This is a genomic window from Bacillus sp. EB106-06-01-XG163, assembly GCF_058791615.1.
Genome location: NZ_JBYTDS010000008.1, coordinates 196,325 through 207,874, shown reverse-complemented (window position 1 = coordinate 207,874; position 11,550 = coordinate 196,325). Strand labels below are relative to the sequence as shown.

Annotated in this window: 10 protein-coding genes and 1 rRNA gene; 6 read left to right on the top strand and 5 right to left on the bottom strand. The window is 46.3% G+C overall.

The window, feature by feature from the left end; genetic code table 11:
• Positions 1-89: 89 nt before the first annotated feature.
• A 5S ribosomal RNA gene (gene rrf, locus AC3WTF_RS12090) occupies positions 90-205 on the top strand.
• A 95-nt stretch (positions 206-300) separates the two neighbouring features.
• On the opposite strand, the gene AC3WTF_RS12085 is transcribed toward rrf, so the two are convergent.
• Positions 301-1,512: an MFS transporter gene (locus AC3WTF_RS12085; protein ID WP_173549402.1), complete on the bottom strand. Its 1,212-nt coding sequence runs from the start codon at positions 1,510-1,512 to the stop codon at positions 301-303.
• Positions 1,513-1,740: 228 nt separating this feature from the next.
• Between AC3WTF_RS12085 and AC3WTF_RS12080 the strand changes: the two genes are divergently transcribed.
• From AC3WTF_RS12080 to AC3WTF_RS12060, 5 genes are all read left to right on the top strand, one after another.
• Entirely contained in the window at positions 1,741-3,009 is a 1,269-nt protein-coding gene (locus AC3WTF_RS12080) for an aspartate aminotransferase family protein (protein WP_007408029.1), read from the top strand.
• Positions 3,006-3,956: an inositol monophosphatase family protein gene (locus AC3WTF_RS12075; protein WP_047935126.1), complete on the top strand. Its 951-nt coding sequence runs from the start codon at positions 3,006-3,008 to the stop codon at positions 3,954-3,956. Before AC3WTF_RS12080 ends, AC3WTF_RS12075 begins: the two co-directional genes overlap by 4 nt.
• On the top strand, positions 3,931-4,977 hold the full coding sequence (locus AC3WTF_RS12070; protein ID WP_047935127.1) for a zinc-dependent alcohol dehydrogenase: 1,047 nt from the start codon (positions 3,931-3,933) through the stop codon (positions 4,975-4,977). Before AC3WTF_RS12075 ends, AC3WTF_RS12070 begins: the two co-directional genes overlap by 26 nt.
• Positions 4,978-5,208: 231 nt before the next feature.
• Positions 5,209-6,642 (top strand): SulP family inorganic anion transporter, encoded by a 1,434-nt coding sequence (locus AC3WTF_RS12065; protein ID WP_047935128.1) that lies wholly within the window; start codon positions 5,209-5,211, stop codon positions 6,640-6,642.
• 150 nt (positions 6,643-6,792) lie between these two features.
• Positions 6,793-7,734, top strand: coding sequence for a bile acid:sodium symporter family protein (locus AC3WTF_RS12060; RefSeq protein ID WP_096335148.1), 942 nt, complete (start codon positions 6,793-6,795; stop codon positions 7,732-7,734).
• On the opposite strand, the gene AC3WTF_RS12055 is transcribed toward AC3WTF_RS12060, so the two are convergent.
• From AC3WTF_RS12055 to AC3WTF_RS12040, 4 genes are read right to left on the bottom strand one after another with little or no spacing between them, the layout of a single operon-like run.
• Positions 7,723-8,475: an alpha/beta hydrolase gene (locus tag AC3WTF_RS12055; RefSeq protein ID WP_047935130.1), complete on the bottom strand. Its 753-nt coding sequence runs from the start codon at positions 8,473-8,475 to the stop codon at positions 7,723-7,725. The genes AC3WTF_RS12060 and AC3WTF_RS12055 overlap by 12 nt on opposite strands.
• A complete protein-coding gene (gene feuC, locus AC3WTF_RS12050; RefSeq protein ID WP_047936379.1) occupies positions 8,472-9,482 on the bottom strand; it encodes an iron ABC transporter permease FeuC in 1,011 nt (336 codons plus the stop codon). The genes AC3WTF_RS12055 and feuC overlap by 4 nt, the downstream gene beginning before the upstream one ends.
• 1 nt (position 9,483) lies before the next feature.
• Positions 9,484-10,491 (bottom strand): FecCD family ABC transporter permease, encoded by a 1,008-nt coding sequence (locus tag AC3WTF_RS12045; RefSeq protein WP_007408022.1) that lies wholly within the window; start codon positions 10,489-10,491, stop codon positions 9,484-9,486.
• Positions 10,492-10,510: 19 nt separating this feature from the next.
• Complete coding sequence (locus AC3WTF_RS12040) at positions 10,511-11,467, bottom strand: ABC transporter substrate-binding protein (RefSeq protein WP_032867245.1); 957 nt, start codon at positions 11,465-11,467, stop codon at positions 10,511-10,513.
• Positions 11,468-11,550: the final 83 nt, after the last annotated feature.

The following is an 11,550-nucleotide window of genomic DNA, read 5'->3' as shown; positions in this document are numbered from 1 at the left end:
TGGAGCTGACAGATACTAATCGATCGAGGACTTAACCAATTTGAATGTATGCTTACTGTTATCTAGTTTTGAGAGAACACTCTCAATGGTTTGGTGGCGATAGCGAAGAGGTCACACCCGTTCCCATGCCGAACACGGAAGTTAAGCTCTTCAGCGCCGATGGTAGTCGGGGGTTTCCCCCTGTGAGAGTAGGACGCCGCCAAGCTATCTTAACCAAGTTCATGATGAACTTGGTTTTTTATATGAAAGATCACATAGATATATAAAGCTAATGCCTTTGAAAGGCATTAGCTTTTTTGTTTACATTGATTTTGCTTTGCTGTTGTGATGTTGAAGATTGTTTGATTTTATTGTCTCGAGCATTCTTAAACTGAACACAATCAGCAGCATAAGGAGCATCAGTGCAGTAAACAGCCAGAACGCAGTTTGTACGGGATATTCATCTAAGCTCCAGCCGACGGCGATCGGAAGGAGTGAACCTCCTAATCCGTTTGAAGCGAGCAGAATACTGGTAGTCGTTTCTGTCTTTCCGGGATAAAAATGATTCGTGATGATTAGGGCTATTGCAAACATGCCTGCCATGAACAGCCCTAAAAAGAAGCAAAGGGCAAAACCGAACCATACGTTTTTGCTTAATGCTAATACAGTAAGTGCAGCCAGACCGCCAATGCTTATGAGACGGAGATAACGGTGATATGTCAGCTTTTCTGATACCGGGCCTGTTAATAATCTTCCGATGATCATCCCCGTCCAATACACAGTAACTGTTATCGTTGCCAAAGAGTTGGGGATATCCCATTTCTCAGCGAAGATGGAGGGGATAAAATGTACAATGGAAACTTCACTGCCGCCGTAAAAGAAGAAGTAAGCACCCGCCAAGGCAATAAACAGCAATCCGTGTGACCGATAACCGGTGCTTTGTTTTTTAGTGTCATCGGAAGAGACCTCTTTGCGGATGAGAAGCTGATCAATACTGCCGAAACTCATCTGCTTCCATGCGATTAAGAGTGCAAAACTGGATAACCCTAATACTAAAAAAGCAATTGTCCACATGTGGTTGTTGATAAGAAAGCCTGAGAGCAGAGGCATGAACAGCGCACCTAATCCGTAGGCCACTTCCATCTTGCTCATGGCCACAGCCTGTCTTTCTTTAATAGCGGTGAGGATGATCGTGCCTACACAGGATTCCACCAATCCGGCGCCAAGCCCTGCGATGCTGACGAGAAGAAAGAGCAGCGGCCAGGGCGGCAGGAAGGTGATGAACATTTCACAGCTGATGAGTGCCAGGCCAAAGATAACGACGTTTTTGCGCCCAAGCTTTTTCACCATGTATGGCATTCCGATGACACCGATGAGAAAGCCCATGAACTGAGAGAATACCAATACTCCGCCATTACTGTAGCTTTGTGAATAATGTGTGAGTAACTCAGGCAGTACGGCTCCCAGAATAACAAGTGTAAAAGCAATCGATCCATAAGAAAAACAGCTTATCCACAGCAGACGAGTTTTCATCATTTTATCTCCTTATTGGTAAAATCATATTTCTCTCTACTCGTATGACATGATGTTTTTACAAAAAATCCAAGTATTGTTACTATATCACATAACTTTTTCTCGTACATCCATTATGGTAACGTTAACAAATTGTTAACATTTTTTACAAGAAAGATCGTTGACATTATTTTCAATAATTTATACGATAAAAAGCGAAATTCTAATAATTTCATAGGGGTGGTATTTGTGGGAACGAAGGAAATCACGAATCCAGACAGCTTGTATTACAGTGTTGACGATGTAGTAATGGAGCGCGGAGAAGGGATTTACCTGTACGATCAAGAGGGAAATGAGTACATTGATTGCGCTTCTGCCACGTTTAACTTGAATTTAGGATACGGTAACAAAGAGGTTATTGATACGGTTAAAGAACAAGCCGATAAGCTCATCCATGTAACATCATCTTTTCAAACAGACGCCGTAAATAAACTGGCAGAAAAACTAGTAGAAATCGCCCCCGATAATCTCACAAAAGTACACCCTAAAGTCAGCAGCGGTTCCGGTGCAAATGAAGGAGCTATTAAAATGGCTCAGTATTACTCCGGAAAAACCGATGTCATCTCCTTATTTCGAAGCCACCTCGGACAAACGTATATGACTTCCGCTTTGTCCGGCAACTCATTCAGAAAAGAACCTTTCCCGCCGCAAATTTCTTTTGGCCTGCAAGTCCCCGATCCCTATTGCAGCCGCTGTTTTTATAATCAGAAACCTGATTCATGCGGTATGCTGTGCGTAGAAAGAATTAATGATTTTATTGAGTATGCGAGCAATGGGAAAATTGCCGCCATGATTATTGAACCGATATCCGGAAACGGTGGAAATGTCGTTCCGCCTAAAGAGTATTTTAAACAGCTGAGAAAGCTTTGTGATGAACATGATATCGCTCTGATTTTTGATGAAATTCAGACCGGGTTCGGACGGACGGGTAAAATGTTTGCCGCGGACCACTTCGATGTGAAACCTAATATGATGACGGTAGCAAAAGGGCTCGGGGGCACAGGCTTTCAAGTCGCCGCCACTCTGACGGAGGACAAGTATACCGGGCTTCCGGGGTATACGCACTCCTTCACGTACGGCTCAAATGTGATGGCCGCCGCTGCCGCTTGTAAAACCATAGATATCATGCAGCGACCGGGATTTTTGGAAAATGTAACGACGGTCGGTCATTATATTATGGATCGCTTAGAAACGATGAAAGAGGATTTCGCTTTTATTTCTGAGGTAAGAGGCGTCGGTCTTATGATCGGTGTGGAGATTGTTAAAGAGAACAATGAACCGGATGTGGAGCTGACCAATTATATTGCAAAACGGGCAATGGATTACGGGCTGATTCTCCGGACATCCCGTTACGGATTCGGAAATGTCTTTAAAATCCGTCCGCCTTTAACCATAACACTTAGTGAAGCCGAAGTGCTCTGCTACAGACTTCGCAAGCTATTGGAGGAAATCAAGTGAGAGACTATATCATTGAGCTTGGACAATTTGTTTATCAAAAGGTGAAAAATCAAAAAGGCACGCTGAAAAACCGGCTCGTAAACGGCTATTCTCCGGGAGGCGACGCCCAATTTAACATAGACGCCGCTGCTGAGGAGGCGGTGCTGGATTATATTCAAGAAAAGGGCCATCCGGTTGCTTTTTACACGGAGGATGGCGGCCTGAAGCTGATTGGAGAAGATCCGCAATATATTTTAATTGTAGATCCGATAGACGGAACGCGCCCGGCCGCCGCGGGGCTTGAAATGTCGTGTATTTCGATTGCGCTTGCTTCATATAGGCCAAACGCAAAGATTAAGGATATCGAATTTGCTTTTTTACTTGAATTGAAATCAGGCGCTTATATGTACGGTGATATATACAGCGATGCCATTCATTTTGAAGGGTATCATGGAGAATTGCCGAATTTGAGCGGAGTGCGGGATATTAAAAATATGTTTTGGAGCCTTGAATTTAACGGGCATCCGGCGCAGCTGATGACGGACGCATACGGCCATCTGATTGATCAGTCGGCCAATAACGGCGGGGTTTTTGTTTTCAACAGCGCTTCTTATTCGATTTCACGAATTATTACGGGGCAGATGGATGCTTATGTGGATATCGGCAATCGTCTGCTGAAAGATGATCCGAAGCTGCTTTCAGATTTTCAGCAGGTCGGGAACGGAGAGGTGCTGCATTTATTTCCTTATGATATTGCCGCAAGCGTCTTTTTGGCGAAGAAAGCGGGAGTGATTATTACGGATGCATACGGCCGGTCCTTGGACGAAACACTTCTGACAGATTTAAGTTATCAGAATCAGCAATCGTGTATTGCGGCATCAACGAAGGAGCTTCATCAAACATTGTTAGACCAAATCCGCTGGGGCAGAAAGGAAGAGAAATATGAAGGCGTTGGTCTGGACTCCTAATGACAAGCTTGAATATCAAGAAGTGGACGAGCCTCAAATTCGGAAATCCAATGATGTGAAAGTGAAAATTTTCGGCACCGGTATCTGCGGAACGGACTTAAATGTGCTGAAAGGAAAAATGAATGCAACCCATCATATGATTATGGGGCATGAATCGGTGGGGGCGGTCGTGGAAATCGGACCGGACGTGACAAATGTAAAAGTCGGAGACCGGGTCGTGATAGATCCTACGCAGTTTTGCGGGAAATGTCATTATTGCCGGAGAGGGCTGACGTGTTATTGCGAAACCTTCGAGGATTGGCAGCTCGGAATCGGGGCGCACGGAACGTTTGCGGAATATTACGTGGGGGAAGACAGGTTCATGTACAGAATTCCGGATTCAATGGAATGGGAGCGGGCCACATTGGTTGAGCCTCTCTCCTGTGTGCTGAATGTTGTGGACAAGGCTTCGATTCAGCCGGAGGACGCGGTCTTGGTTTTGGGATCCGGACCGATCGGACTGCTTGTGCAAATGATGGTGAAAAAACTGGCGCGATTGACGGTTGCGACTGAAATAGGCAGTTTCCGAAGCGAGGCGGCAAGCCGGATATCTGATTATGTCTACCACCCTGAAGCATTAACCGTGGATGAAGTGAAACGGATTAATCAAGGAAGAAAATTTGATGTGATTTTTGACGCGATCGGCAATCAGCTTGATTGGGCTTATCCTTTTATTGAAAAGGGAGGCAGAATCGTGCCGATGGGCTTTGATGATACGTATGAGATGACGGTCAGGCCGTACCAGCTGCTGTCAAACGGCGTAACGATTGTGGGCACAGGTGAAGCCCGCCAGATCATGGAAGCCGCGTTAGCATGCGCGTCCGACCTTCCGCAGCTCTATGATTTTATTACGGAAAAGACGGAACTGAAGAATTATGAAGAAGCCATTGATCATCTCATGGGCATCGACCCGGTGACAAAAGAAAGAAAGGATATCAGCGCAATAAAAACGATTCTTGTGTCTGATCCGGAACTTTTATAAAAGCGGAAACGGCTCCAGTGAGAGTCGTTTTCTTTTCTTATTTATTCGGTCTTGCACATTTCTTTAAAGTTTAATATGATACTCTTTGTTAACAATTCCTTTCCTCAACGACATTATACTCTGAGCGTGTCCTCTTTTTCCCCGTAAGATTTCCTCATATTCCCCAGATGAAAATCAATGTTTCCAACTGATAGGGTGCGGATTTTTATAGTGAAAAGGAGTCGTTATCATTTGAAAGATTATACGTTACAGCAGCAATGGTTCGGGAATGTCCGTAAAGACATTCTGGCCGGTATTCTGGTTGCTCTCGCTCTGATCCCTGAGGCGATCGGATTTTCAATTATTGCAGGTGTTGATCCGATGGTCGGCCTTTATGCATCATTTTGTATCGCGATTATTATTTCTATCTTCGGCGGCAGACCGGGAATGATTTCAGCCGCTACGGGTTCAATGGCGGTTGTCATGGTGACATTGGTGGCTGATTACGGGCTGCAGTATTTGTTTGCGGCAACCATTTTGACAGGTATTATTCAATTTATTCTTGGTATCAGTAAGATAGCGAAATTGATGAAATTTATTCCGCGTTCGGTCATGATCGGATTTGTGAATGCTTTGGCGATCTTGATTTTTTCTGCGCAGCTGCCGCAGTTTAAAGGAGCTTCATGGGTCATGTACGCCATGCTTGCCGGATCACTGGCTATCATATATCTATTGCCGAAGGTTACGACGGCTGTGCCGTCTCCGCTGGTGGCGATTATTGTCATGACGATCATTGCGGTGGTCTTCCATGCGGATGTCCGCACGGTCGGTGATATGGGCGGGATCACAAGTTCACTTCCGCATTTCTTGATACCGGATGTTCCGTGGACGTTTGAGACATTGCGGATTATTTTCCCGTATTCTCTGGCGCTTGCTTTCGTCGGATTGCTCGAGTCATTGCTGACAGCCCAGATCATTGATGAAATGACGGATACGGATAGTGATAAGAACAAAGAAAGCCGCGGACAAGGCATCGCCAATATTGTGAACGGATTTTTCGGAGGCATGGCCGGGTGCGCCATGATCGGCCAGTCTGTCATTAATACGAAAGCCGGCGGACGCGGCCGATTATCGGCTTTTACCGCCGGCGCGTTTTTAATGTTTTTAATTGCCGTATTAAGCGGTATCGTCGTGAAAATTCCGATGGCTGCGCTGGTGGCCGTGATGGTTATGGTGTCCATCGGCACGTTCGACTGGTCATCGATTAAAGGTTTGCGGAAAGCGCCCCTTACTGATTCGATCGTTATGGTTATTACCGTCATGACGGTCGTCCTGACAAATGATTTATCAAAGGGTGTCTTCGCGGGTGTGCTGCTAAGCGCGATCTTTTTTACGGCGAAAATTTCTAAGCTGAAGATTGTGTCACATTCCGAACAGAAAGATGTCAGAACTTATAAGGTAACGGGACAGATCTTTTTTGCTTCCGTGTCTGAGCTCATGAATGCCATCGTTTATGATGAAGACGTGAAACGGATTGTCATTGATTTGACCGACGCCCACGTGTGGGATGATTCGGGAGCGGCGGCTCTTGAGAAAATTGTCGCCAAATGTAAAGAATACGGAATTGAGGCTGAATTAAAGGGATTAAATCAGAAAAGCCGAGATTTAATGAAACAAATGGCATAGAATTTGTGAAGTCCGGATGAATATATCCGGGCTTTTTTTCGGTTAAATTTGCCGGGGTGCATTGTTATAATGAATGAGACTTGAAAACCGTATATAGGAGACTTGCATATGATGTGGCTTCAGAAGTTGAACCAAGTGTTGGGGAGAATCATGCCGCTTTTGACTCCGTCAAGTGTGGCGGCGGGTGTGCTGTTATCTCAGCATATCAGCTGGATGGCCGGCGCTGTGCCGTGGATATTTGCATTTATTACATTTACGGGCAGTCTGAGTGCCAATTTTCATTCGCTGAAGCGCAGTATCGAGAAGCCGCTCCCGATGATCATGGCATTGTTTGTTCTGCATATTTTCATGCCTGTTTTTGCATGGGGAAGCGGCCATCTGATTTTCAGCGGTGACCCTTTAACTGTGACGGGGCTGATTATGGGTGTGGTGATTCCGACCGGAATTACGAGTTTGATTTGGGCTGCGATGTATAAGGGGAATGTCGGATTGACGCTGTCTATTATCCTGGTTGATACCGTGCTTTCTCCTTTTATCGTACCGTTAAGCCTGTCTGTCCTGGCCGGGGCGAATGTTCAGATGGATGTGTGGGGAATGATGAAAGGGCTGGCGGAGATGGTGGTGATTCCATCCATCGCAGGGATGATAGTCAACCAGTTTTCCCCGCCGGTAAGGACTCAGGCAATAAGCCGGTCGCTGTCTCCTTTTTCAAAAATCTGTCTGATGATTGTCATTGCCATTAACAGTTCGGAAATCGCGCCGTATGTCACGCACGTGGATATCAAATTTGCGGGCATCGCAGGCATGGTATTTTTTATTGCCATGACGGGTTATGCCGTGGCTTGGCTGATCGGAAGACTGATGAAGCGGAGCCAGGATGAAATCGTGTCTCTGATTTATACAGGAGGCATGCGCAATATCAGCGCCGGAGCCGTTCTTGCCGTTTCTTTTTTTCCGTCTCAAGTGGCGGTTCCGGTCGTCATCGGGATGCTCTTTCAGCAAATCCTTGCCGCTTTGTTCGGCTATTTGCTGAGACGCTTTGAACTTAAGCCGGTCGTGATCAAGTATGAAAAAAACCGCTCAGCCACGTGAGCGGTTTTTTCCGTACAGCCAGCTTAGTGCTGCATTGAATTGTCGTTTGAACGCTTCTTGATGGTGCACGGCGCCCTCTTCGATCGTGAATAAGAGCTGAGCTTGAGAAAAGCCTTTTTGCCTCAGGTTTTCGTACACGTCTTTATTTAGTCGGATCATGGCGTTTTGGATGTTACGTTTTTGTGCTGCTTCACGGCTGCCGACAGACATATAGATACGCCGCCGTGCCGGCCGCAAAGGTGCGGAGCGGACATAATCTGCTGATTTTTCATACCAGAAGGAACCGGAAATACAGCCGATTCTGCCGAATATTTCAGGCTTTTGCAGCATCGCGTACATCGAAAACAGTCCGCCTAATGATGCGCCGATCAGTCCTCTCGTTTCCGGATGTGCAGAAATGTGATGCATATCTTCTACAGTTGGAATGATGACATTTATCAGCTCCTCAAGAAAGAGCCTCCCTTTGCCGCCGAAATCATGAAACGCAGGGCTCAGGGAAGGCGCCGGCCACGGTGTGTACTCATCGAGTCTGTCAGCCGGTTTGATGCCGATGAAAATCAATTCGGGAAGTGTTCCGTTCGCAATTTGGGATTCAAGCTTATCCATTTGTTCTAAAAACAAAGAACCCCCGTCAAGTACGTACACACAGGGTAAAGCCCCTGTTTGAACCGAATAGGAGGGAGGAAGATACACAGTGCATTCCTTTCCGTTTATCCGGTGTTCTGTAAGGGTGCCTCTCATGCATCCAGCCCCTTCTTTTGCTTAAACAGAAGAAAAAAGAAATAAGGAACGCCGAGAATCGCAAGAATAATTCCCGCTGGCACTTCTGAAGGCTGAAAGAACAATTTGCCCGCAAAGTCGGCGGATATGACGAGAAGCATACCGACCAATCCGCTGACCGGTAATGAGTATCTGTGCTCAATGCCGGCGAGCCTGCGGGAAATATGGGGCGCGATCAGTCCGACAAATGCCATGCTGCCCGCTGCGGTTACACATGCGCTGATCAAAGCGATGCAGGCAATGAGTAAAATGGTTTTTTCTTTATTGGTTGAAACACCGAGGCTTTTCACCGTGTCCTCATCGAAACGAATGGTATCCAGCAATGATGTTTTCGCCATAAGAAGAGGAATGAACAAGATCAGCCACGGAAGAATTGCCGTAATGGTCATCCAGTTTGCCGACCAGATGCTGCCGTTTTTCCAAACCATCGCCATCTCATAATCCTGCGGGTCCATTTTTAATGAAAGAAATAAAGACAGCGCGCTGAATCCGGAATTCATGGCGATCCCGACGAGAATAATTCTGCCCGATTCCAGATGCCCCCGGTGCCAGGCGAAAATATAGATCAGCACGGCCGCCATCAATCCTCCGATGAGGCCGAAGACAGGCATACCCATCGCAGAGGCAAGTGCCGTCGCTTCAGATTGTCCCTGAAACAGAAGCATAAACGTGACGATTCCCGCTCCGGCTCCTGCATTAATGCCCAAAATACCGGGATCGGCAAGACCGTTTTTGGTAATGGCCTGAATAACGGCTCCGGCTATCCCTAATCCGAGTCCGATGGCAGCAGCCATGACAATGCGCGGCAGCCTCAGCTGAAACAGCAAAATGTCATATTGCGGATTCGGATGGATGCGGAAAAGCGTATTGAGCAGTTCACCCGGCTTTGCGGAAAAAGAACCGCTTGTCATGCTGAAATAGCTTACGAGCAATATGAGAGCAATCAGAATGATATAAATTCCGGCCATTTTACGCACCACGCTGATCCCCTCCTTTTCTTTTAATCAAATAAAGAAAGAAAGGAACACCGATGATAGAAGTGACAACTTCAATAGGCGTCTCAAACGGATAATTGATGAATCGGCTGGCAAGGTCGCAAAGGGTCAGGAAGACGCCGCCGATGATGCACGCGCATGGGATCAGCCTGCTGTAGTCCGATCCGACGAGAAAACGTGTGATGTGCGGAACGACCAAACCGACAAAGGCAATTTTTCCGGCGAGTGCCACCGAGCTTCCGGTCAATATGACAACGGCCGCCATCGCCATGAGTTTGATGGTTCTTTTCTGCTGTCCCAGACTTTTTGAAATGTCGTCTCCTAATGATACGGCAGTGACCTTTTTGCTGAGAATCATGGCCGTGATGATTCCGATCGCAAAAAACGGGACGGCCAGTTTCAAAAAATCAGGGTTCATTTGATGAAGTCTCGCACTGTACCAAAAACTGAGATCCTGCGAAATTTGAAAATAAATCGAAAGCGCAGCCGACAGACTGCTGAGAAGCATACTTGTCACCGTTCCGATGATGGCAAGCTGCACCGGGGTAAAACCGCCGGGAAGAATGGAGGCCAGCCCGAAAACAAGAGCGGCGCCGAATGCGGAACCGATAAACGAGTATATGATCATTTCAATGGATGTCGATTGAGGGAGCAATACCATGCAAAGGGTGATGATAAAAGCGGAGCCGTCCGACACACCCATGATCGAAGGCGAGGCCAGATAGTTCCGTGTGATTCCCTGCATGAGCGCTCCGGAAACAGCAAGGGCGGCGCCGATAAACATAGCGCCGGCAGCCCTCGGGATTCTTGAATGCCATATGATCTGATGGTCGGTATTCTCCGGATTAAAGTGCAGCAATGCGGAGAACACGGTATGGATGTCAAGCTGCTTTGCGCCGTATAAAACGGAAAGCAGCAGTGACAGAACAATGGCAATCGGTGAAGCAATGATAATCATGTGTGTCCGCCGTTTTGCATACATGTGAAAAACCTACTCTTTATTAGTCTTGAGTCAATTTGTCAGCCGCAACCTGTAAGAAGCTGATTTTACTCCACGCGGTTCCGCCTTGGGCTAATGGATCAATCGTATTGACGTATACATGGTCTTTTTTGACTGCCTTCAGGCTCTTCCAGATCGGATTTTTCTCTAAGTCTTTCAAAGCGTCCGGCTTATCTGCGTTTTCGTCATCAGAGAATTGTACGAAGATATGGTCAGGGTTCATTTCGCTTAATTTTTCAAGAGAAATCAGTTCCTGCGCTTTCGCCGCTTTGACTTCGTCCGGCGCCTTCAGGCCTAAATCACCGTAAAGCGTGGAGTTGAAATATACTTGTTCAGGATAAATATAAATATTGCCTTGTCTGATTCTGATGACCAGCGCGTTTGACTGTTTCGCTTTGCTGTTGATCTTTGTTTTTGTCTTTTTCAGGTCCTGTTCGTAATCTGCGATGATTTTTTTCGCTTTTTTCTCTTTATCTGTAAGCTGGGCGAGCAGCATCATGTTTTCTTTCCAGTTTGATGAGATATGAGAGACAGGGATCGTTTCAGCGGTGCCGCTCAATTTTTTCAACGTTTTTTCTGGGAATTTGGTTGATGCCAGAATGACGTCCGGCTGTAGCTCAAGAATTTTTTCCATATTCGGCTGCATTTTTTCTCCCGTAGATACGGATTTATCTGTAATATCTTTAAACAGTTCCGGGAATTTGCCGGAGAAAGAAATTGCCCCTGCCGGATGAACGTCAAGCAATTTGGCGTCTTCCATTGATTCTACGCTGCCTGTAATGGCGATTTTGTCAGTCGGCGCTTTGACTTCATATGTTTTTCCGAGATATTCGATTTTCTTTTTATCTGAAGAAGCGTCCTTTCCTTTACTTGCTGTATCAGATGGTTCTGAGCTTCCGCAAGCCGCGGCCGTGAAAGCCAAAAGCAAAATCATGAAAGCGAATGCCAATTTCTTCATCTATTGTTCCTCCTGTTCAATTGATAACTATTATCAATTGGAATTATAGAGAATGAACAGGGATAAGACCATGGATAATTTCC